The 22248-nt window shown below is 67.2% G+C and carries 19 protein-coding genes, 1 tRNA gene and 1 pseudogene; 6 read left to right on the forward strand and 15 right to left on the reverse strand.

From position 1 onward, the window contains the following. Position 1 precedes the first annotated feature (1 nt). The 5 genes from pth to GON01_RS07745 form a co-directional block, all read right to left on the reverse strand. Positions 2 to 574: an aminoacyl-tRNA hydrolase gene (gene pth, locus GON01_RS07725; RefSeq protein WP_157026915.1), complete on the reverse strand. Its 573-nt coding sequence runs from the start codon at positions 572 to 574 to the stop codon at positions 2 to 4. A gap of 95 nt (positions 575 to 669) precedes the next feature. Next, positions 670 to 1287, reverse strand: a complete 618-nt coding sequence (locus GON01_RS07730) for a 50S ribosomal protein L25/general stress protein Ctc (protein ID WP_157026800.1) — start codon at positions 1285 to 1287, stop codon at positions 670 to 672. Between the two features lie 204 nt (positions 1288 to 1491). After that, the gene (locus tag GON01_RS07735) at positions 1492 to 2364 is read right to left on the reverse strand and encodes a TraB/GumN family protein (RefSeq protein WP_157026801.1); all 873 of its coding nucleotides are present in this window, start codon (positions 2362 to 2364) and stop codon (positions 1492 to 1494) included. Positions 2365 to 2440: 76 nt separating this feature from the next. After that, a complete protein-coding gene (locus GON01_RS07740; protein ID WP_157026802.1) occupies positions 2441 to 2638 on the reverse strand; it encodes a hypothetical protein in 198 nt (65 codons plus the stop codon). 75 nt (positions 2639 to 2713) lie between these two features. After that, complete coding sequence (locus tag GON01_RS07745) at positions 2714 to 3334, reverse strand: peptidylprolyl isomerase (protein WP_157026803.1); 621 nt, start codon at positions 3332 to 3334, stop codon at positions 2714 to 2716. 212 nt (positions 3335 to 3546) lie between these two features. Here GON01_RS07745 and clpX point away from each other — a divergent pair, with 212 nt between their 5' ends. Further along, a complete protein-coding gene (clpX, locus tag GON01_RS07750; protein WP_157026804.1) occupies positions 3547 to 4809 on the forward strand; it encodes an ATP-dependent Clp protease ATP-binding subunit ClpX in 1263 nt (420 codons plus the stop codon). Between the two features lie 86 nt (positions 4810 to 4895). Then, positions 4896 to 5570 carry a GNAT family N-acetyltransferase gene (locus GON01_RS07755; RefSeq protein WP_309503606.1) on the forward strand — a complete coding sequence of 225 codons (675 nt, stop codon included), beginning with the start codon at positions 4896 to 4898 and terminating at the stop codon, positions 5568 to 5570. On the opposite strand, the gene GON01_RS07760 is transcribed toward GON01_RS07755, so the two are convergent. Both GON01_RS07760 and GON01_RS07765 read right to left on the reverse strand, forming a co-directional pair. Beyond that, positions 5551 to 7686 carry a TonB-dependent receptor gene (locus GON01_RS07760; RefSeq protein ID WP_157026805.1) on the reverse strand — a complete coding sequence of 712 codons (2136 nt, stop codon included), beginning with the start codon at positions 7684 to 7686 and terminating at the stop codon, positions 5551 to 5553. The genes GON01_RS07755 and GON01_RS07760 overlap by 20 nt on opposite strands. Before the next feature lie 254 nt (positions 7687 to 7940). Beyond that, positions 7941 to 8504: a methyltransferase family protein gene (locus GON01_RS07765; RefSeq protein ID WP_198159809.1), complete on the reverse strand. Its 564-nt coding sequence runs from the start codon at positions 8502 to 8504 to the stop codon at positions 7941 to 7943. A gap of 116 nt (positions 8505 to 8620) precedes the next feature. Between GON01_RS07765 and lon the strand changes: the two genes are divergently transcribed. The 4 genes and pseudogenes from lon to GON01_RS07785 all read left to right on the forward strand — a co-directional run bounded on the left by lon (position 8621) and on the right by GON01_RS07785 (position 13340). Continuing rightward, positions 8621 to 11026 carry an endopeptidase La gene (gene lon, locus GON01_RS07770; RefSeq protein WP_157026807.1) on the forward strand — a complete coding sequence of 802 codons (2406 nt, stop codon included), beginning with the start codon at positions 8621 to 8623 and terminating at the stop codon, positions 11024 to 11026. Between the two features lie 116 nt (positions 11027 to 11142). Continuing rightward, a pseudogene (locus GON01_RS07775) lies at positions 11143 to 11430 on the forward strand (HU family DNA-binding protein); the annotation flags it as partial. A gap of 53 nt (positions 11431 to 11483) precedes the next feature. Beyond that, positions 11484 to 11558: transfer RNA gene (locus tag GON01_RS07780), tRNA-Val, on the forward strand. Between the two features lie 156 nt (positions 11559 to 11714). Beyond that, positions 11715 to 13340 carry an acyl-CoA dehydrogenase family protein gene (locus GON01_RS07785; RefSeq protein ID WP_232328729.1) on the forward strand — a complete coding sequence of 542 codons (1626 nt, stop codon included), beginning with the start codon at positions 11715 to 11717 and terminating at the stop codon, positions 13338 to 13340. On the opposite strand, the gene GON01_RS07790 is transcribed toward GON01_RS07785, so the two are convergent. From GON01_RS07790 to GON01_RS07825, 8 genes are all read right to left on the reverse strand, one after another. Further along, the gene (locus GON01_RS07790) at positions 13337 to 13882 is read right to left on the reverse strand and encodes a cytochrome b (protein WP_157026810.1); all 546 of its coding nucleotides are present in this window, start codon (positions 13880 to 13882) and stop codon (positions 13337 to 13339) included. The genes GON01_RS07785 and GON01_RS07790 overlap by 4 nt on opposite strands. A gap of 87 nt (positions 13883 to 13969) precedes the next feature. After that, the gene (locus GON01_RS07795; RefSeq protein WP_157026811.1) at positions 13970 to 14179 is read right to left on the reverse strand and encodes a hypothetical protein; all 210 of its coding nucleotides are present in this window, start codon (positions 14177 to 14179) and stop codon (positions 13970 to 13972) included. Further along, on the reverse strand, positions 14176 to 14511 hold the full coding sequence (locus GON01_RS07800; RefSeq protein ID WP_157026812.1) for a hypothetical protein: 336 nt from the start codon (positions 14509 to 14511) through the stop codon (positions 14176 to 14178). Before GON01_RS07800 ends, GON01_RS07795 begins: the two co-directional genes overlap by 4 nt. Then, positions 14511 to 15419 (reverse strand): peptidylprolyl isomerase, encoded by a 909-nt coding sequence (locus tag GON01_RS07805; RefSeq protein WP_157026813.1) that lies wholly within the window; start codon positions 15417 to 15419, stop codon positions 14511 to 14513. Before GON01_RS07805 ends, GON01_RS07800 begins: the two co-directional genes overlap by 1 nt. After that, a complete protein-coding gene (narI, locus tag GON01_RS07810; protein ID WP_157026814.1) occupies positions 15416 to 16213 on the reverse strand; it encodes a respiratory nitrate reductase subunit gamma in 798 nt (265 codons plus the stop codon). The genes GON01_RS07805 and narI overlap by 4 nt, the downstream gene beginning before the upstream one ends. Continuing rightward, complete coding sequence (narJ, locus tag GON01_RS07815; protein WP_198159810.1) at positions 16210 to 16920, reverse strand: nitrate reductase molybdenum cofactor assembly chaperone; 711 nt, start codon at positions 16918 to 16920, stop codon at positions 16210 to 16212. The genes narI and narJ overlap by 4 nt, the downstream gene beginning before the upstream one ends. Next, positions 16917 to 18443, reverse strand: a complete 1527-nt coding sequence (narH, locus tag GON01_RS07820; RefSeq protein ID WP_157026815.1) for a nitrate reductase subunit beta — start codon at positions 18441 to 18443, stop codon at positions 16917 to 16919. The genes narJ and narH overlap by 4 nt, the downstream gene beginning before the upstream one ends. Continuing rightward, positions 18440 to 22240: a nitrate reductase subunit alpha gene (locus GON01_RS07825; protein WP_157026816.1), complete on the reverse strand. Its 3801-nt coding sequence runs from the start codon at positions 22238 to 22240 to the stop codon at positions 18440 to 18442. The genes narH and GON01_RS07825 overlap by 4 nt, the downstream gene beginning before the upstream one ends. Positions 22241 to 22248 lie beyond the last annotated feature (8 nt).

Here is a 22248-nt window from a genome sequence, read left to right on the forward strand (position 1 = left end):
GTTAGCCGCTCGCCAGCCGCAGCGCCACGTCGTTCATGAAGCGGGCGTCGTCACCTTTCGCCAGCCATTCGGCTTCGGCGGCGATGGCGCCCAGCGTATCGGACAGGGGCTCGATCTCGGCCTTGGCGAAATTGCCGAGGACATGGCCGGTGACCTTGTCCTTGTGGCCGGGGTGGCCGATGCCCAGCCGCACGCGGCGGAAATCCGGCCCGAGATGCGCGTCCAGGCTGCGGATGCCGTTATGGCCGGCGGTGCCGCCGCCGACCCGCACCTTCACCTTGAACGGGGCGAGGTCGAGCTCATCGTAGAACGCCGTCACGTCCTCGGGCGCGAGCTTGTAGAAGCGCATCGCCTCGCCCGCCGCGCGGCCGCTTTCGTTCATGAAGGTCGCGGGCTTCAGCAGCAGGATCTTTTCGCCGCCGATCCGGCCTTCCTGGGTCCAGCCCTGGAAAGCGCGCCTGGGGGGCGAGAAGTCATGCACCTCGGCGATCGCGTCGACCGCCATGAAGCCGACATTGTGCCGGTGCATCGCATACAGCGCGCCCGGATTGCCGAGGCCGACCCAGATTTGCATGGTGCTGGCGATCGTCACCCCGGGCTCGACCCGGGACCCACCTGCCCTTGCAAAGAAAGGTGGGCCCGGGATCAAGCCCGGGGTGACGACGGAGCTTAGCCCTCGCCGCCTTCGGCTTCGGTCGTCGGCGTCTCGTTGTCGCCTTCGGCGCTCTTCAGGCCGGACGGCGCGACGATGGTGGCGATCGTGAAGTCGCGGTCGGTGATCGCCGACTGGACGCCGGCCGGCAACGCCACATGACTGATATGGATCGACTCGCCGACTTCGAAGCCCTTGAGGTCGATCACGATCTCGTCAGGGATCTCGGCCGCGTCGCAGATCAGCTCAAGCTCATGGCGCACGACGTTCAGCACGCCGCCGCGCTTCAGGCCCGGCGAGGCCTCTTCGTTCTCGAAGCGGACCGGCACGCCGACCGTCACGGCCGCATGCTCGCCGATGCGCAGGAAATCGACATGGAGCGGGCGATCGGTGACGGGATGGAACTGCACGTCCTTGGGGAGCGTGCGCACGCCGTTCACCATCACCACCGAATTGGTGAAGAAGCCGGTGTTCAGGAGCTTCATCAGCTCCCGTTCCTCGACGTGGATGCCCTGCGGCTCTTCCTTGTTGCCGTAAATGACGGCGGGCACGCGGCCTTGGCGGCGAAGGTCACGGGAGGCTCCCTTGCCAGCCCGCTCGCGCACCTCGGCCGACAGCGTCAGCGTCTCGCTCATCGCATGTCTCCAAGTGTTCGATGGTTCATGTACAACCGCCACGCCTCCAGGGATGACCATGACGGAAGCCGGGGCGCATAGCGGGGGAGGGGGCAGAATGCAACCAGGCGTTGCCGATCCAGGCTCGCTGCGCTTCGCTCTGGCCCTCACCCTCCCACTCGCCTACAGGGCTCCCCCTCCCGCAGGCGGGAGAGGGGGCTGGATTTACTGCACCCGTTCGACCTTCAGGCCCTGCTTCCGGAGCAGGTCGATGACCGAACCGTTGCCCGCCAGATGGCCGGCGCCGACGGCAACCAGCACGGTTCCCGGCTGATCGAGCCGCTGCTTCAGCCAATCGACCCAGTTGGCGTTGCGCTGGTCGATCAGCACATGCGCGATTTCCGGCGCCTTTTTCAGCTCGTCGTCGAACGTACGGGCGATCGCGCCGGTGTCGCCGGACGACCAGGCCGTGAGCATCTTGCGGAAATCGGCGCTCGCATTCTTCACGTCATCGATCATGCTGACGAGCAGCTTGCGCTGGGTCGCCTCCGGCATCGTGTCGAAATAGCCGAGCTGCTGCTCGGTGGTCTCCAGCCCTTCGACCGGGCGGCCCTTGAACGCGTTGCGGAGCTGGTTCTCGACGCCGTTATCGGCCGACGCGCCCATGCCGGCATACATCGACGCGCCGATCGTGACCGCGACGGCCCAGGTTTCCATATGGTCGAGCTGCTCGGGCTTCAGCCCCGCCTTCCCGATCGCGGCAGCCAGCGCGGCGCGCTTGCTATCAGGCACGCGGTCGAGGATCGGCGGCAAGCCGGGCGACAGGGCGAGGCGGCGATAGACCTCCGCAACCTTTGTCTTGTCGTCCTGGTCGTTGATCTCCAGCACCAGCTCCTTCGCCTGGCCGACGGTCTGGTCGAACCTGGGCGTCCGCCATTTGAGGTCGTCCGGCAGCACATGGACGGTGCCGAACAGATAGATCGTCGTGTCCGGATCGGAGAGCTTCCACATGGCGGGCTTGGCCTGGGGAGCGGCGGGCGCCGCGCTGCCGCAGGCGGCGAGGGCGACGGTGAGGAGGAGAGTGGCGAAGTTGCGCATCGCGCCGGCTTATCGCCGCAAGGATGAACGAAGCGCAACCGGGGAGCGCGAAGAGGTTAAATGACCGGAATTTCCGTCAGCCCAGGATCGCGCCCTTGCAGCCTTCGGCGTTGCCGCGGGGGGCGAGGAAGGCGGGCATCGACGTGGAGCGGCGGTCGACGCAGCGCTCGGCGCGCTGGATCAGGACCGGGCGCAGGCCGGCAGGGAGACCAGGCTGCCGCGCAAGCTGGCGGTAGAGCCCCTCGCGCCATTCGATGTCGGACGTGCCACCCATGGACGCTGAAACGCGCGCCGTCGGGCGGGGATGCGCTCGTTACGCAGGCGGATGAAAAAATTCCCGCGCCGGCGGTCAGTTGCCGCGCCGCGCCGCGGTGATGACGACGGGCGCGGCCAGATACTGGCCTTTCATCACCCCTTCGCCCTTGTTCGGGTCGGTCGGCTCGGCAAGGACCCGCTTCACCACGTCCATCCCCTCGATGACATGGCCGAAGGCGGCAAAGCCCTGGTTGTCGCCGGGCGCGGCCGGGTCCGCGTCGAGCGACGGCGTGTCGCCGACCGTGATGAAGAAGTCGCCCGCGCCCGTGCCCGGCGCATTGCGGGCGAGCGAGATGGTGCCGCTGGTGTGGGTCAGCCTCGTCTTTGTCGTCGGCTCGTGCGCGATCGGCGGCAGCGTCCGCTTCGGCTCGCCGCGCGTGCCGAACTGGACCAGCCCGTATTGCGGATCGTTGGGTGCCTTGGCGACGCGGTAGAAGGCGGCGCCGTCCAGCTTCTTCTGGTCGACATAGCGCAGGAAATTGGCGGTGGTGACCGGCGCGCGCTCCTTTTCCAGCTCCAGCACGATCGGCCCTTGGGCCGTGGCCAGCGTCACCCTGACCGTCGCCGGAGCGGGCGACGGAGACGGCGCGGGGGCCTGCGAAAGGGCTGGAGCGGCGAGCAGCAGGGCGGAAAAGAGAGTAAACAATCGGGTCATGACTCGCTTTTAGCTTGAGCCGGCGGCGGTTGCGACCGTCTTGAAGTGCCATGCGCTCAAGCACATATCCGGGCCGGCCAGAAAACTGGTCCACAGTTAACGATATTCGGCGGGGAACGCGCCCGCATATTCGGCATTGTGGTTTCGGGAGCGAGGGCTAACATGGCCCGAGCTAGCGATGGTCTGCGCTGAGCAGGCCCAAGGGTGAACTGATGACGAAATTGAGCGGCGGGGATTCGAAGAGCACCCTCTACTGCTCCTTCTGTGGGAAGTCGCAGCACGAGGTGAGGAAGCTCATCGCCGGGCCGACCGTGTTCATCTGCGACGAATGCGTCGAGCTGTGCAACGACATCATCCGCGAGGAAACCAAGTCCGCGCTCGTCTCCAAGAAGGACGGGGGCGTGCCGACGCCGCAGGAAATCTGCGACGTGCTCGACGATTATGTGATCGGGCAGAAGCAGGCCAAGCGCGTGCTCTCGGTCGCGGTGCACAACCATTACAAGCGGCTCGCCCATGGCGCGAAGGGCGCCGATGTCGAGCTCGCCAAGTCGAACATCCTGCTGGTCGGCCCGACCGGCTGCGGCAAGACGCTGCTGGCGCAGACGCTGGCGCGCATCCTGGACGTGCCGTTCACGATGGCCGATGCGACGACGCTGACCGAAGCCGGCTATGTCGGCGAGGACGTCGAGAACATCATCCTGAAGCTGCTCCAGGCCTCCGACTATAATGTCGAGCGGGCGCAGCGCGGCATCGTCTATATCGACGAGATCGACAAGATCAGCCGCAAGGCGGAGAACCCGTCGATCACGCGCGACGTGTCGGGCGAGGGCGTGCAGCAGGCGCTGCTGAAGCTGATGGAAGGCACCACCGCTTCGGTGCCGCCGCAGGGCGGGCGCAAGCATCCGCAGCAGGAATTCCTGCAGGTCGACACGACCAACATCCTGTTCATCTGCGGCGGCGCGTTCAGCGGCCTCGAGAAGATCATCGGCGACCGGCTGCAGGGCAAGTCGATCGGCTTTGGCGCCTATGTTGCGGCGCCGGACGAGCGGCGCACCGGCGAAGTGCTGCGCCAGTGCGAGCCCGAGGACCTGCTGAAGTTCGGCCTGATTCCCGAGTTCGTCGGCCGCCTGCCGGTGATCGCGACGCTCGAGGACCTCGACATCGACGCGCTGGTCAAGATCCTCAGCGAGCCGAAGAACGCTCTCGTCAAACAGTATCAGAAGCTGTTCGACATGGAGGATGTCCGCCTGTCGTTCACCGACGACGCGCTGGTGACGGTCGCGAAGAAGGCGATCGCCCGCAAGACCGGCGCGCGCGGCCTGCGCTCGATCCTGGAGGCGATCCTGCTCGACACGATGTTCGACCTGCCCAGCATGGACGGCGTCGACGAAGTGATGATTGACAAGGACGTGGTCGAAGGCCGCAAGGACCCGGTCCGCGTCTATGCGAAGAAGAAGGAAAGCGGGGCTGCGTGATCGTTAGCCCCTCTCCCTTGGGGGAGAGGGCGACTCGCGCGTCAGCGCGAGCGGGGTGAGGGGGCACAGAGCGAAGCGTAGCGAGCGTGAACGGGCCTGACCCTCACCCTCCCACCGCTTCGCGGCGGGCCCCTCCCTCTCCCGGAACGGGAGAGGGGCCAAATGTCCGCCCAGCCACATCCGCCGACCGCGACGCCGTCTCTCGCCTGCTCGCCGCGGCTTTTTTCGACGATGCGGCGATCACCTACATCTTTCCTGATCCGGACGTCCGCCGCGCGCGGCTGGCGCGGTTCTTCGCGATCCTGTTCGACAGCGACGGCAAGGCCGGCCCGCGCTTCGTTACAGCAGGGGGAGAGGCCGCGACCCTGTGGCGCGGCCCCCGCCGGGCGAAGGTCGGCTGGCTGGAAATGCTGGCGACGGCGGGGCCGCTGCTTCGCACCCTCGGCACCGCGCTGCCGCGCGCGCTCCGCGTCGGCGACGCGATCGACGCGCACATGCCGGACGGCGACTTTCTCTACCTGCACATCGCCGGCTGCGATCCGCGCCATCAGGGTCGCGGCCATGGTTCGGCGGCAATCGCCGCGGGGCTGGGGCAGGCGGGCGAGCTGCCGGCCTATCTGGAGACGCCGAACCCGCTGACGATCCCGCTCTACACGCGCCACGGCTTCCAGCTGACCGGTGAGTGGCAAGTGCCGAAAGGCGGGCCGCGCTTCTGGTCGATGCTGCGGCCCGCCGGATCGCTCAGCGCGAGCGCAGCGTAAGCGTCACGCCATAAGTGCGGGGTTCGCCGCGCTCGACAGCCTGGGTCCCGAAGAAGTCGAAGATGCGGTTGTCGACGTAGCGCGTGTCGAGCAGGTTGCGCACCCAGCCGGCGACTTCGAAGCGGCCGCCGACGAGCGCCGCGCGGGCGCCGAGCAGGTGGCGCGCATCGATCCGCTGGCGCGCGAGATTCTCGGGCCCGCTGAAGCTCGCCGAACGGTAGGTCCAGTCGCCCGACAGGTCGAGCTTCAGGTCCGACGCGAGCGGAATGCCATAGCGCAGCTCGCCCGAGGCAGTCAGCCGCGGCGCATAGGGCAGGCGGTTGCCGTCGAGGTCCACGCCGGGCCCGCCGCCGTCCGGAAAGCGATCGAAGGTCGCGTGCGCATAGCCCACGCCCAGCGACAGGTTCAGACGCTCGACCGGGCGCGCCTCCAGGCTCGCCTCGCTGCCCCAGCTCCGCGCCTTGGTGGCATTGCGCAATTGCAGCGAAACCTGGCCGGCGCCCAGGTCGACGAATTGGTCGATCTGATAATCGCCGATCGTCGTGTAATAGCCGGCGAGCGCCAGGCGCAGCCCCGGCCGCGCGAACTTCAGTCCCGCCTCGGCTGAATTGACGCGCTCCGGGGTGAAGCGGATGCGATCGGCGAACTGCGCCGCGCTGAGGAAGTCGACGTTCCAGCCACCGCTTTTGTAGCCATGGGCGTAGCGCGCATAGAGGTTCAGGTCCGGCGTCGCCGCCCAGCTGAGCGCCACGCTGGGGTCGAAGCTGTCGTTCGACTGGCGGTCGGCGAAGCCCTCGATCCGGCCGAGCCCGAACACCGGCGAGCCGAAGCTCGAATAGTCGTCGAGGCGCAGCCGGTCGTGCGTGAAGCGGCCGCCGATGTTCAGCGTCAGCGTGTCCGCGAAGCGCCAGTCGGCGGCGCCGAATGCGGCGTAGGAGCGCGTCTTCACTTGGGCCAGCACCTGCGCGGAAAGGCCGGGCGCCAGGCCGAACGGCAGCAGGCCGACCTGGCTGCCGGCGATCACCCGGCGATCGGTGCGCGCAGTCTCGTCGAAGACATAGAGTCCGGCGACGCCGTTCAGCCGATCCGAGGCGAAGTTCAGCCGGACCTCCTGGCTCGTCTGCGCGAAGCGGTCGCGATAATCCATCATCGCGAGGTCGAGCGGAACATAGTCGAGGTCATTGCGGCGGTGCCAGGACGTGCCGCGATAGCCGGTGATCGACGTGAGGCTGAGCCCCTGGCCGAGCGCCCAGCCGATCGTCGCGGAGCCGCCGCCGGTGCGGATGCGCTGCAGCGGATCGACATTATAGGGCGTGTCGAACGCGCCCGGCAGCGGCGACGGGCCGGTGTTGAACGTGTCGGTCAGCGCCTCGCCGATCGCCTTGTTGGTGCGATCGTGGCTGTAGTCGGCGGCGAGGTCGAGCGTCACGTCGCCGAACTCCGCGCGCATCCGTCCGCGCGCGGAATCGCGGTTGATATTGTCGAGGTCGGTGCCGGTCGGCACGTTCAGCGTGAAGCCGTCGCGCTCCCGGTGCGAGCCGGACACGCGGATCGCGACCTGATCCGACAGCGGCGCGTTCAGCGTGCCGCGCAGCTCGAACAGGTCCTTGTTGCCATAGCCGGCCTGAAGCGAGCCGCCGAAGACATGCCCGGGCGCTTCGGTGACGATGCTGATCGCGCCGGAATCGGTATTGCGGCCGAACAGATGGCCCTGCGGTCCGCGCAGGAATTCGATCCGGGCGATATCCAGCGCGTCCTGGTTCACCGACGCGAACTGGCCGGCATAGACGCCGTCGACATAGACGCCTGCGCGGGTGGTGAAGCCGATGTTGCGCCCGCCGCCGCCGATCCCGCGCACGAACACGGTGTCGATCGCGCCCTGGCGCTGGATCGACACGTTCGGGACCCGGGTGGCCGCCGCGCGCAGGTCGCGCGCCTCACCGCGGTCCAGTGCTGCGGCATCGACCACGTCGATCGACAGCGGCACGTCGTGCAGGCTCTGCTCGCGCTTCTGCGCGGTGACGACGATGGTGTCGAGCGCGTCGCCCATATCGGCAACGGCGGTTTGCGCCGAACCCGCGACAGCCGCGGCGGCGAGAACGGAAACCAGAATCATTGTGGTGCGAGCCCCTGAATGGAGCCCGTGCCGCTAGGCGAGGCTGGTTACCGAAAGGTTAATGCGCGGCTGCGGACCAGAGCGGGCTTGCGACATCTCGCGACAATTTCGTTCGCGCCGCGACATAGTCCTGCGACAGGGCGATGCGAAAAGGTCATTCGACGGCGGATGACCCCTCGCCAGCGCATGACAACTCCCTGAACCAGCCCCGCTCCGCACCCCCGGAGCGGGGCATTTTTTTGGCATAGGGTCCGTCATCGCAGCTTCGGGAAGAAGGCGCCGGTGCGCCGGGCATAGACATCGAACGCGCTGCCGAATGCGACACGAAGCAGCTTTTCCTCCTCGATGATGCGGATGCGAGTGCCAATCGCGAAGACCGGTATCGCCCAGAGCAGTTGCAGGTAATGGCCGGTCGCGACCGCAAGGGCGATCAGGAAAAACAGCATCGACACATAGATCGGATGCCGCACCAGCGCGAACGGGCCGGTCGTGACCAGCTCATGGCCCGCGCGGGTGCGGGCAACCAGACTCCAGTTCCGTCCCATCGTCCTGGACGACCAGCGGAACAGGGCGGCAGCGCCGAGCAGCAGCAGCGCGGCAAGCGCGGCCGCGGCGAGGGAACGAAGGTCGCCGGGCCGAAGGCCCAGCTGAACGCCGCCGATACCGGCGAGCGCGACGCCGAGGGTCTGGAGCAGGATGCCCGCGATCGATCGCCTGGAACGCGCGCGGCCGGATTCGCGTCGCGATTCAAGGCGCGCCGCGAGCACTGCCAGCCCGTAAAGTGCCGAGCCGGCCCAGAATATCCACAGATCAAGCATCGAAACCGGCATATTAACGCATCGTCGCTATGGTCTCTGGCCGCGAAGTGATTGATGCTCCTGGCGTGGGCCCCATATAAAAGGGAAACGCGCCCACCGGCGCAACCGGAGTTTGCATGAGCCAGAGTTTCCCCGTTCTTCCGCTTCGGGACATCGTCGTCTTCCCGAACATGATCGTGCCGCTGTTCGTCGGCCGCGACAAATCGGTCGCGGCGCTGGAACAGGCGATGGCCGAGGACAAGCAGATATTCCTGGTCGCCCAGCTCGATCCGGCGAATGATGATCCCGACCGCGACGATCTTTACGACGTCGGCGTGGTCGCGACCGTGCTGCAGCTGCTGAAGCTGCCCGACGGGACCGTCCGCGTGCTGGTCGAAGGCAAGCAGCGCGCCTCGCTCGATTCTCTCGAGCGCGAGGGCGAGCACCTCGCCGCGACGGTGACGCTGATCGACGAGCAGGGCAGCGAGAGCGTCGAGGCCAAGGCGCTGATGCGCTCGGTCGTCGAGCAATTCGAGAATTACGCGAAGCTCAACCGCAAGCTGCCGGCCGAAACCGCGGTGCAGCTCGCCGACATCGAGGAGCCGTCGAAACTGGCGGACGCGGTCGCGTCCAACATCACCGTGAAAGTCGCCGACAAGCAGTCGCTGCTGGTCGAGCTCGATCCGGCGCGGCGGCTGGAGATGGTGTTCGCCTTCATGGAAGGCGAGCTGGGCGTGCTCCAGGTCGAGAAGAAGATCCGCAGCCGCGTCAAGCGCCAGATGGAGAAGACGCAGCGCGAATATTACCTCAACGAGCAGCTGAAGGCGATCCAGCGCGAGCTGGGCAACGAGGCGGAAGAGGATGGCGACGAGATCGCCGAGCTCACCGCCAAGATCGCCAAGCTGAAGCTCAGCAAGGAAGCGCGCGCCAAGGCGACCGCGGAGCTGAAGAAGCTGAAGACGATGGCGCCGATGTCGGCCGAAGCGACCGTCGTGCGCAATTATCTCGACGTGCTGCTGGGCCTGCCCTGGGGCAAGAAGTCAAAGCTGAAGCGCGACATTCCCGAAGCCGAGCGGGTGCTCGACGAGGATCATTACGGCCTGGAAAAGGTCAAGGACCGGATCGTCGAATATCTCGCGGTTCAGGCGCGCACCAACAAGCTGAAGGGCCCGATCCTGTGCCTGGTTGGCCCGCCGGGCGTCGGCAAGACGTCGCTCGGCAAGTCGATCGCGCGCGCGACCGGCCGCGAGTTCGTGCGCCAGTCGCTGGGCGGCGTGCGCGATGAGGCGGAGATCCGCGGCCACAGGCGGACCTATATCGGCTCGCTGCCGGGCAAGATCGTGACCAACCTGCGCAAGGCCGGCACGTCGAACCCGCTGTTCCTGCTCGATGAGATCGACAAGCTGGGCCAGGATTTCCGCGGCGATCCGGCTTCGGCGCTGCTGGAAGTGCTCGATCCCGAGCAGAACAACAAATTCCAGGACCATTATCTCGAGATCGACGTCGACCTTTCGGACGTGATGTTCGTCACGACCGCCAACTCGCTGAACCTGCCGCAGCCTTTGCTCGACCGCATGGAGATCATCCGGCTGGAAGGCTATACCGAGGACGAGAAGGTCGAGATCGCCAGGCGCCACCTGGTCGAAAAGCAGATCGAGGCGCATGGCCTGAAGCCCGGCGAGTTCGTGCTGACCGAAGCGGGCCTGCGCGACCTGATCCGCTATTACACGCGCGAGGCCGGCGTCCGCACGCTGGAGCGTGAAATCGCGAAGCTGGCGCGCAAGGCGCTGCGCCGCATCCTTGAAGGCAAGGCGGAGCGGGTCGAGATCACGCCCGAGAACCTTGCCGACTATGCCGGCGTGCGGAAGTTCCGCCACGGCATCGGCGAGGAAGAACATACGATCGGGGCGGTAACCGGGCTCGCCTGGACCGAGGTCGGCGGCGAGCTGCTGACGATCGAGAGCGTGACGGTGCCCGGCAAGGGCCAGGTCAAGACGACCGGCAAGCTGGGCGAAGTGATGCAGGAATCGGTGCAGGCCGCCTTCAGCTTCGTGCGCGCGCGCTCGCCCAGCTATGGCATCAAGCCGAGCCTGTTCGGGCGCAAGGACATCCATATCCACCTGCCCGAAGGCGCGGTGCCAAAGGACGGACCGTCGGCCGGGGTCGGCATGGTCACGTCGATCGTCTCGACCCTGACCGGCGCGCCGGTGCGCAAGGACGTGGCGATGACCGGCGAAGTGACGCTGCGCGGCCGCGTGCTGCCGATCGGCGGGCTGAAGGAGAAGCTGCTCGCGGCGCTGCGCGGCGGCATCACCACGGTCTATATCCCGCAGGAGAATGAGAAGGACCTCGCGGAGATTCCGGCCAACATCAAGGAAGGGCTGGAGATCATCCCGGTGCGCCATGTCGACGAGGTGCTGGCGGGCGCGCTGACCCAGCCGCTCACGCCGATCGAATGGACCGAGGCGGACGAGCTGGCGGCGCAGCCGCCCAGCGGCCTGCCGCCAGTCCCGGGCCAGGGCGAGGCGACCGTCCGCCACTGATCCATATTAGATCAGTCTGGCGCCGCCTTGCCGGTTGACGGCAGGGCGGCGCATCGCCTTACTGGCCGCTTGCGTGCTGCCGATTCCTTAAGGGAAATCCGCGCGCCTCAACGAGGGGAAAGGGTCAGATGAACAAGCAGGAACTGATCGGCGCGGTTGCCGATACGGCGGGTCTCAGCCGCGGCGACGCGGGCAAGGCCGTGGAGGCCGTATTCGACACGATCTCGTCGGCGCTGAAGCGCGGCGACGAAGTGCGCCTGGTCGGGTTCGGGACTTTCACCGTGACGCGGCGCAAGGCGTCGACCGGCCGCAACCCGCGCACCAAGGAGCCGATGTCGATCCCGGAAAGCGTGCAGCCCAAGTTCAAGGCGGGCAAGAACCTGAAGGACGCCTGCAACCGGTAGCATCACTCTGGACAGGCTCGCGCCGCTCGCCTAAGGGCGGCGCTCCATCGCGTGGGCGCGTAGCTCAGTGGTAGAGCACACCCTTCACACGGGTGGGGTCGCAAGTTCAATCCTTGCCGCGCCCACCACGCCATAAGCCCCGGAAGCCCAGGCTTTCCGGGGCTTTTGCTTGCCGCTGCCCGCCGCGTCCCATCTCCGTTGAATCACGGACTCGCGAATCCCTCCCAAGCCTCGCATGATCGCGCCGGGCGCGATCCGCCCGGCGAGCGAGCGAGGGGATGCAGATGTCGATCCGTCCGGTTGCGCAACTCGATACCCATGAGGTGTCGAACCAGCCGCCGCCCTTCGAAGACGTGAATCTGTTCACGACCGATCGTGCGCTGGTCGATGCGGTTTCGCGTGCCGGGGGACGCACGCAGCTGGAAATGCTCGGCGCGCTCGGCGCGCGGGCCGGCTCCGCCGAAGTGCTCGATTGGGGCGTGCAGGCCAACCGGAACCCGCCGGTGCTCGAAACCTTCGATCGCTACGGCCGCCGGATCGACGAGGTGAGCTTCCATCGCGCCTACCATCATCTGATGAAGCTGGGGCTGGAAAGCGGCTTCGCCTCGGTCGCCTGGGATGGCAGCCCGGCCGGCCATCTCGCCCATGCCGCGATCCTGTTCCTCACGGGCCAGGCCGACTCCGGCACCAGCTGCCCGATGACGATGACCTATGCGGCGATGCCTGCCCTGCGCGCGGAGCCGGCGGTCGTAGAAGAATGGGGGCCGCGCGTCCTTGCCGGCCGCTATGATCCGGCCGTGCGCCCCGCGGCGGAGAAAACCGGCGTCACCATCGGCATGGCAATGACCGAGAAGCAGGGCGGATCGGACGTCCGCGCCAACACCACGCGCGCGGAGCCGGCGGGCGACGACGGCTGGTACCGGCTGACGGGGCACAAATGGTTCTGCTCCGCACCGATGTGCGACGCGTTCCTGACGCTTGCCTACGCCCCGGGCGGGCTGACCTGCTTCCTGCTGCCGCGCTGGCTGCCGGACGGGGAGCGCAACGCCGGATTCCGGGTTATGCGGCTGAAGGACAAGCTGGGCGACCGATCGAATGCGTCGTCGGAGGTCGAGTATCATGGCGCGCTGGCCTGGCGCGTAGGGCTCGAGGGCAGGGGCGTCGCGACGATCATCCAGATGGTCCAGCACACGCGGCTCGACTGCGTGGTGGGTTCTGCGCTGCAGATGCGCGGCGCGCTCGCGCAGGCGCTGTGGCACACCGCGCATCGTACCGCGTTCCAGCGCCGCCTGATCGATCAGCCGGCGATGACCGCGGTGCTGACCGACCTGGCGATTGAAAGCGAGGCGGCGACGGCCCTTGCGATGCGGCTGGCACAGGCGTTCGACGAAGGCGATCCGCTGGCCAGGCTGCTGACGCCGATCGCCAAATACTGGATCTGCAAGCGCGCGCCCGGCCTCGTCTATGAGGCGATGGAGGCGCATGGCGGGGCGGGCTATATCGAAGCGGGGCCGATGCCGCGCCTGTTCCGCCAGTCCCCGCTCAACGCGATCTGGGAAGGGTCCGGCAATGTGATCGCACTAGACCTGCTCCGCGCGATCGGGCGCGAGCCCGAAGGATTGGAGGCGCTGCGGGCGTTTCTCGACGCCCAGCGGGGACGCAATGCCGGGTACGACGTCTTCCTCGACGCGATCGATCTGCAGCATGCGCAGGAGGGGACCGCCCGGCTGCTGGCCGAACGGCTCGCGCTGGCGGCGGAAGCGGCGGTGCTGCTTGCCTGGGATAATCCGATGGCTGACGCTTTCTGCACGCTGCGGCTCCAGCCGCGCGGCATGGCCTATGGCGCGTTCGACGCCGCAGTCGACACGCAGGCGCTGCTCGCCCGCGCCATGCCAGCGGTCGAGGCCTAGGCGCGCCTCGGCAGCATGCGGCGCAGGACATCGTCGCGGAGCAGATAATGATGCGCGAGGGCGGCCGCCGCGTGCAGGGCGACCAGTGCGTAGCCGGCCGTGGCGCCGGCTTCGTGCAGCTCCTCGAAAATCTCTGCGCGCGATTCGCTCGGCGCCAGCAGCGGCGGCAGCTCCCACGCGAAGAACGGCACCGGCTTGCCCTCGGCGCTCAGAATGGCCCAGCCGAGCAGCGGCAACCCGATCATCAGTGCGTAGAGGCCGACGTGCACCGCCGCCGCCGCCAGCTTGGCCGCGCCCGACTGGGCGCGGTCGCGAGCGGCGGGCGTGAGCAGGCGCAGCATCACCCGCAGCCAGACCAGCACGAACACCGACAGGCCGATCGAGTAGTGCGCCGCCTTCATCGCCTCGCGGGCATCGCTGCCTTTCGGGAAATAGCCGCGCAATTCCATGGTGGCATAGGCGCCGACGATCAGCACCAGCATCAGCCAGTGAAGCGCGATCGATGTCGGGCGATAGCGGGCACCTTCGGCGGGATTCGGCATGCGTACCTCCGCCCGCAAAGTGGCGGCGGTCGTCCTTCGTTGCATTGAGCAGGATCAATGCCGTCCGGTGCCGCGGGCGGCGGCCGGCTAGAAGATCAGATAGGCCGTGATCAGCACGCAGATCGCGACCACGACCAGCCAGATCAGCGGCCACCCTTCTCCTTCGCCTTCCTTGGCGGACGCGGTGTCGATCGGGGCGGGGCTGGTATGGGTGGTGTCGTGCGACGTGTCGGTGGTGCTTTTCAGCGCCGGGTTCAGCGGCGCGTCGGTGGCCGAGTCTCTCGCATTGTCGTTCATTGCGGAATCCTCCCTGCCGTTGGGCCAGCCTGGCGAGCATGGTCCCCGCAGCGCGGCGCGGTCAAGCGCCAGTCGACCATCGCCAGCAGGCAGGTCGTGCCGGGATCGGCGCTGTCGCGGATGCCGGAGATCAGCGTCGCCCAATCCTCCTCGCTCGCGAGCCGGGAGAAGTCCGCGACCGCGGCCCGGACGAAGCCGGTCGGGCTGAGGCCTTCGCCGCGCGCCGCTTCGCGCAGGTTGCCGGCCAGGCCGGGGTCGGCATGGGTGAGCCAGGCCTCGAACCGGCCCGAGGACTCGCGGGCCGCGGCAAGCAGGTCGCCCAGCATCGGCATCAGCCCGCCCCTTCGGCTATTCTGATCCCCTCGACGTCGCCGCGGGCGGCAAGCGCGGCGACATAGCGGGCCGCCTCGACCGACCAGCTGCGCGCCTCCAGCATGTCGGCGATGCGCGGCCGCACCGCCTCGAACGGCAGGATATGGCCCGGGATGCGCCGCTGCAGCCGCAGCACGTGCCATCCGAAGCGCGAACGCACCGGCGCGCGCGCGGTCGTGCCGTCGGCGAGCGCCTCGATGCCGGCTTGGACCGGGCCGACCAGCTCGCCGCGCCTGATCTGGCCGAGCGACCCGTCCTGCTGGGCGGACGCGCAGCCGGAAAAGGCGCGCGCCGCTGCGGCAAAGGCGGCGGGATCGTCGCCCACTTCCGCGGCGATTGTCAGCGCGCGCGCTTCGGCCGCGGCCCATGCGGCTGGGCTGTCTTCTTCCGGCTCGATCAGGATGTGCGATGCCTCGAACAGGTCGGGCGTGCGGAAGCGGGCGCGATTTGCCTCGTAATAGCGGCGGCACTCGGTCTCCCCGGCCCGGGCCGGCTGCACCTCTTCCTCCAGCAGCGCGCGGACCAGCGCGTCGTCGTCCGCCTCGGCGCGTCCCGCCTCGTCATTGTCGGGCTCGGCCTCGATGCCGAGCCGGCGCGCTTCCTGCAACAGCAGCTCCCGCACCGCGAGCGCACGCGCCGCCTCGATCCAGGCCGTCTCGGCGTCCGGGGCAGGGTGATGCTGGATTTCCTGCGCGATCGCCTCGGGCGTGATCTCGACGCCGTTGACGCGCACCTCGCCGAAGCTCGGCGGCGGGGGGAGGTCCGGCTCCGGACCGCCGCAGCCGCCGCTCGCGCACGCGCCCGGCATCACCGGAGCGGGGCGCGCCTCCGGGTCGCCGATGTTGATGACGTCGAGCGGCCGGGTCATGCGCCTTCCTGCCCGCTTTCGGCCATCTGCCGGAGCACCGTCGTGCCGCCAAAGCTGGGCGCGACGCCGACGGGGCCGTGGGTGTAGGAATATTGGGGCCGCTTCGATTTGGAGCGCGACCGCACGATCTGGAAGCCGGGGCGCAGCAGGAACCAGACCGGCGCGCTCCAGATATGCACCAGCCGCGTGAACGGCGTGATCAGGAACAGCGTCAGGCCCAGCACGATGTGCAGCTTATAGACCAGCGCCACGTCGACGATCAGGTCCGCGGCATTGGGATTGAAGGTCAGAAGCCCGTTGGCCCAGCCCATGAACAGCACCATTTCCTCGCCTTCGAGATGCTGGAAGGTCCAGAAGGTCGTGGCGATGCCCAGCACCAGCTGGCACCAGATCAGCACCAGCACGGCGATGTCGCCCCAGGACGAGCTCTGCCGGATGCGGGGATCGAACAGGCGGCGATGGAGGAGCAGAGAGCAGCCGACAAAGGCGCTGATGCCCGCCAGGCCGCCTACGACCAGCGCGGCGCTCTGCTTGAACTTGTGGCTGATGCCGGCGGCGTCGAGCACCGTCACCGGCGTCAGCAGGCCGACGAAATGGCCGACGAGCAGGATCAGCACGCCCAGGTGGAACAGGTTGGAGCCCAGCATCATCTGCTTGCGGCGCAGGAACTGGCTCGATTGGGCGCGCCAGCTATACTGGCTGGCGTCGAAGCGCAGGATGCTGCCGACGATCAGCACCGTGACGGCCAGATAGGGATACCAGCCGAACGCGAGTTGGTTCAGGAAACTGTTCATCGTCCCGCCTCCCTGCCGGCGCGGTTGGCCGCCCGGATCTTGGCGACGACCCCGGTGGGGCCGCCCATTTCGTGCGCGGCGGTGGCGTTGAACGTCACCGGCGCTTCTTCCCAATCGTCGTCGAGCCGGGCCGGGTCCTCGTCCGGCTCCCGTTCCCGCAATTCGCGGAGCGCTTCGACGTCCAGCTTGCCGCCTGCCAGCGCCACCAGCGCGTGGAAGATCGCGGCATAGGGCGTCTCCCGCTTGTCCAGCCGCTCGGCAAGGGCGGCATAGACATGCGCCGGCTGCGCCAGCATCTCGCGCGCCTCCGCCGGCGGCAGGCAGGACGCGAACTCCAGGAACACCGGCACGAAATCGGGCAACTCGCCGCCATCGAGGAAGAAGCCGCTTTCGACATATTGCTGGCCCAGGTCGATCATCGCCTGGCCGCGCTCGCGATTGTCGCCATGGACATGCTCGAACAGGTGCAGCGACAGCGACCGGGAGCGGTCGAACAACTCGCTATAGTCGGACTGGAGGTCGAGCAGGTCGCGCGACTCCAGCCGCCTGAGCAGCGGCTCCAGCCCGTCCAGCGCGGCCCCGGGGAGGGCCGCTTCCGAGCGGAGCGCATCCCGGACCTCGCCGGCATGGGCCTGGAGCTCGGGCGACGGATAGCCGAGCAGCGCCGCCAGCGCGCGCAGCGTCGTCTGCATAGCGGGCGCCCTCATGTCGGCACGTCCATCATCGGCTTGCGCGGCGTGCGCTTCGATCCGCCGAACAGGTTCACCTTGGTCGATCCGGTCGTGCCTTCGCGGAAGCCGAAGCCGGACGAGCCGCGGAGCACATAGGCGTCCTCCTCGAACTCGCGGCGGGCGGTCGGAATCACGTAGCGATCTTCATAGGCGGCGAGCGCCATGATCCGGTACATCTCCTCGATCCGCGCGCGGGTGAGGCCGACACGCTCCGGGATCGACTCGTCGATCCGGCCCTCTACGCTCTTCGCCCGCATATAGGCGCGCATCGCGAGCATCCGCTCCAGCGCCGCCGCGATCGGCGCCTCGTCGCCGGCGGTCAGCAGGTTGGCGAGATAGCGCAGCGGAATGCGCAGCGACCGCACATCGGGCATGCCGTCCTTGGCCGAAATCTTGCCGGCTTCGGCCGCCGACTGGATCGGCGACAAAGGCGGCACGTACCAGACCATCGGCAGCGTGCGGTATTCAGGATGGAGCGGGAAGGCGACCTTCCATTCCATCGCCATCTTGTAAACGGGCGAGCGGGTCGCCGCCTCCAGCCACTGGTCGGGCACGCCGTCGCGCCGGGCCTGCTCCTGCACCGCGATGTCATTGGGGTCGAGGAACACGCCGAGCTGGGCCGGGTAGAGGTCCTTCGGGTCCTCGACCGAAGCAGCTTCCTCGATCCGATCGGCGTCGTACAGCACCACGCCCAGATAGCGGATGCGGCCGACGCAGGTTTCCGAGCAGACGGTCGGCTGGCCGGTCTCGATTCTGGGATAGCAGAAGATGCACTTCTCCGACTTTCCCGACGACCAATTGTAATAGATCTTCTTGTACGGGCAGCCGGACACGCACATCCGCCAGCCGCGGCATTTCTCCTGGTCGATCAGGACGATGCCGTCCTCCGCCCGCTTGTAGATCGCGCCCGACGGGCAGGAGGCGAGGCAGGAGGGATTGAGGCAGTGCTCGCACAGCCTCGGCAGGTACATCATGAACGTCTTTTCGAACTGGCCGTAAATCTCCTTCTCGACCCCTTCGAAATTATAGTCGCAGCTGCGCTTCTCGAACTCGCCGCCCAGCATGTCCTCCCAGTTGCCGGACCATTCGATCTTGTTCAGCAACTCGCCGGTGACAAGCGAGCGAGGACGGGCGGTCGGCTGGGCCTGGAGCTCCGGCGCGGCCTGCAGCCATTCATACTCGAACGTGTAGGGTTCGTAGAAATCGTCGATCTCCGGCAGGTGCGGGTTGGCGAAGATCTTGGAGAGGATGCGCCATTTCGCGCCCTGCCGGGGCACGATCGAGCCGTTCTTGCGGCGGACCCAGCCGCCCTTCCAGCGTTCCTGGTTCTCCCAGTCCTTGGGATAGCCGATGCCGGGCTTGGTCTCGACATTGTTGAACCAGACGTATTCGACGCCTTCGCGGTTGGTCCACACGTTCTTGCAGGTGATCGAGCAGGTGTGGCAGCCGATGCACTTGTCCAGATTCAGGACCATCGCGATCTGGGCACGGACCTTCATCGCGCGACCTCCTTTCTCGCCGCGCGCTGGGCGGGCGTTCCCGTTCCCCAGTCGGCGGTGCCGCCCTCGACGTTCGCGGCGTCATCGGCGGTTTTGTCGAACCAGTTGATCTGGCTCATCTTGCGCACCACTACCCATTCGTCGCGATTGGCGCCGACGGTGCCGTAGTAGTTGAAGCCGTAGGCGAGCTGGGCATAGCCGCCGATCATGTGCGTCGGCTTCATGTTGATGCGCGTGACGGAGTTGTGGATGCCGCCGCGCTGGCCGGTGATCTCCGATCCGACCGTGTTCACCAGCTTTTCCTGCGCGTGGTACATGATCGCGGAGCCAGGCCGGATGCGCTGCGAGACGATCGCGCGGGCGGTCAGCGCGCCGTTCACGTTGAACGCCTCGATCCAGTCATTGTCCTCGATTCCCGCGGCCTTCGCATCGTCCTCGCTGATCCAGAACATCGGCCCGCCGCGATTGAGGCTGAGCATGATCAGGTTCTCGGTATAGGTCGAGTGGATGCCCCATTTCTGGTGGGGGGTGAGGAAGTTCAGCATGATCTCGGGATTGCCGTTTGGCAGCTTGCCGAGCACCTGCCGGACGGTCTTGGTGTCGATTGGGGGGCGCCAGGTAACGAAGCCCTCGCCGAACGCCCGCATCCAGTGATGGTCCTGGTAGAGCGCCTGGCGGCCGCTGAGCGTGCGCCAGGGGATCAGCTCGTGCACATTGGTGTAGCCGGCATTGTAGCAGACCTTCTCGCTCTCCAGCCCCGACCAGATCGGCGACGAGATGATCTTGCGCGGCTGGGCGGCGACGTCGCGGAAGCGGATCTTCTCCTCCTCCTTGCCTTCGGCGAGGTGGGCGTGGTCGCGACCGGTGGTCTTGCCAAGTGCTTCCCAGGCCTTCAGCGCCACTTCGCCGTTGGTTTCCGGCGCCAGCATCAGGATCGTCTCGCAGGCGTCGATGTCGGTGTCGATCTTCGGCCGGCCGGCGGTCGGGCCGTCGAGCACCCGGCCGTTCAAGTCGCCGAGCAGCTCGATCTCGTGTTTCGCGTCCCACATCATGCCTTTGGCGCCGTTGCCGGTGGCCTCCAGCATCGGACCCATCGAGGTGAAGCGCGCGAAGGTCTCCGGATAATTGCGCTCGACGAGCGTGACGTTCGGCATCGTCTTGCCCGGGATCGGCTCGCATTCCCCTTTCAGCCAGTCCTTCGGCTCATACGGCTGGGCAAGCTCGCCCGGCGTGTCGTGCAGGATCGGACTCATCACCAGGTCGTGCTCGACGCCCAGCACTTCCGGTGCGACGTCGGAGAATTTCTTGGCGATTGCGCGGAAGATGTTCCAGTCGCTCTGCGCTTCCCAGGCCGGGTCCACCGCCGCCGACAGCGGGTGGATGAAAGGATGCATGTCCGACGTGTTGAGGTCGTGCTTCTCGTACCAGGTGGCGGTCGGCAGCACGACGTCCGAATAGACGCTGGTCGTCGACATACGGAAGTCGATGTTGACCATCAGGTCGAGCTTTCCGACCGGCGCCTCGTCGCGCCACACCACGTCCTTCGGCCGGTCGATGCCGGCGCCTTCCTCGTCGGTGCCGATCACGCCGTGCAGCGATCCGACCAGGTGCTTCAGGAAATACTCATGGCCCTTGCCGCTGGCGCCGAGCACGTTGGAGCGCCAGAAGAACATGTTGCGCGGCCAGTTGACCGGATTGTCCGGGTCCAGGCTGGCCGGCTTCAGGTTGCCGGCCTTGATCCCGTCGACGACGACGCTGGCCGGGTCGGCGCCGGTCTCCTTGATGTGGCGGCCCAACTCGATCGGGTTGCTTTCCATCTGCGGCGCTGACGGCAGCCAGCCCATCCGCTCCGCCTTGGCATTATAGTCGATCATGCTGCCCGACCAGTCGCCGTCCGGAGCGAGCGGCGAGATGATCTCGGAAATCTTCAGCGTCTCATACCGCCACTGGTCGGTATGCGCGTAGAAGAAGCTGGTGCCGTTCATCTGGCGCGGCGGACGCGTCCAGTCGAGCGCGAAGGCGAGCGGCAGCCAGCCGGTCTGCGGGCGCAATTTCTCCTGGCCCACATAGTGCGACCAGCCGCCGCCCGACTGGCCGATGCAGCCGCACATCACGAGCAGCGCGATGATCCCGCGATAGCTCATGTCCATGTGGTACCAGTGGTTGAGCCCGGCCCCGAGGATTACCATCGAGCGGCCTTTGGTCTTCTCCGCCGTATCGGCGAATTCGCGGGCGACCTGGATGATCGCCTGGCGCGGCACGCCCGTCACCTTCTCCGCCCAGGCGGGGGTGAAGGGCACGTCCTCGTCATAGCTTTTTGCGACATTCTCGCCGCCGAAGCCACGATCGACGCCGTAATTCGCGCAGAACAGGTCGAACACGGTCGCGACCTGCGCGGTGGTGCCGTCGGCCAGCTCCAGCGTCTTCACCGGCACGTTGCGCAGCAGCACCTCGTCATGGTCGGTCGCGGTGAAGTCGTGCGGCGCGGTCGTGCCGAAATAGGGAAAGGCGACCGGCACGATCGCGTCGTGCTGGCCGGCAAGCGTGGTGCGCAGCCTCACCGTCTTGCCGGCGCCGTCTCGCTCCTCCAGGTTCCACTTGCCCTGCTCGCCCCAGCGGAAGCCGACCGAGCCGAGCGGCGCGACCAGCTCGCCCGACAGCTCGTCGAACGCGACCGTCTTCCAGTCCGGGTTATTGGCTTCGCTGAGCGTGCCGGGCACATCGGCGGCGCGCAGCATCCGGTCGGCGACCAGCCGGCCGTCCCGCTCGACCAGCTTCACCAGCAGCGGGAAGTCCGAATATTGCCGGGTGTAATCGGCGAAATACTGCGCCTGCCGGTCGACGAAGAACTCACGCAGCACGACATGACCGAGCGCCAGCGCGAGCGCGGCGTCGGTCCCCTGCTTCGGGTGCAGCCACATGTCCGAGAATTTGGCCGCCTCGTTGTAGTCGGGCGCGATGACGACGCTCTTGGCGCCGCGGTACCTCACCTCGGAATAGAAATGCGCGTCGGGCGCGCGGGTCATCGGGATGTTGGATCCCCAGACGAGCAGGAAGCCGGCATTGTACCAGTCCGCGCTCTCCGGAACATCGGTCTGCTCTCCCCATGTCTGGGGAGAGGAGGGCGGCAAGTCGCAATACCAGTCGTAGAAGGACAGCAGATTGCCCCCGATCAGCGACAGGTAGCGGCTGCCGGCCGCATAGGAGATCATCGACATGGCTGGGATCGGCGAGAAGCCGGCGATCCGGTCTGGCCCATATTGCTTGATCGTATAGGCGTTGGCGGCGGCGATGATCTCGGTCGCTTCGTCCCAGCCGACGCGGACGAAGCCGCCGCGCCCGCGCTTCGATACCCAGTCGCGGCGCTTTTCCGTGTCCTGCACGATCGACTTCCAGGCCGCGACCGGCGCCATCGTCTTGCGCGCCTCGCGCCAGTGGCGGATCAGCCGCGCGCGGACGAGCGGGTATTTGATGCGCGTGCCGGAATAGAGATACCAGCTGTAGCTCGCCCCGCGCGGGCAGCCGCGCGGCTCGTGATTGGGGAGGTCCGGGCGGGTGCGCGGATAGTCGGTCTGCTGCGTCTCCCAGGTGACGATGCCGCCCTTCACATAGATTTTCCACGAGCAGGAGCCGGTGCAGTTCACGCCGTGTGTGGAGCGCACGATCTTGTCCGCCGCCCAGCGCTTCCGATAGGCGTCCTCCCATTCGCGGCTCTCGTTGGTGGTGATGCCGTGGCCGTCCGCGAATTTGTCCCGCTGCCGCCGGAAATAGGTGAGTCGATCGAGAAAATGGCTCATCCTTGGCT

This window comes from Sphingomonas horti, from assembly GCF_009753715.1.
Taxonomy (GTDB): domain Bacteria; phylum Pseudomonadota; class Alphaproteobacteria; order Sphingomonadales; family Sphingomonadaceae; genus Sphingomonas_B; species Sphingomonas_B horti.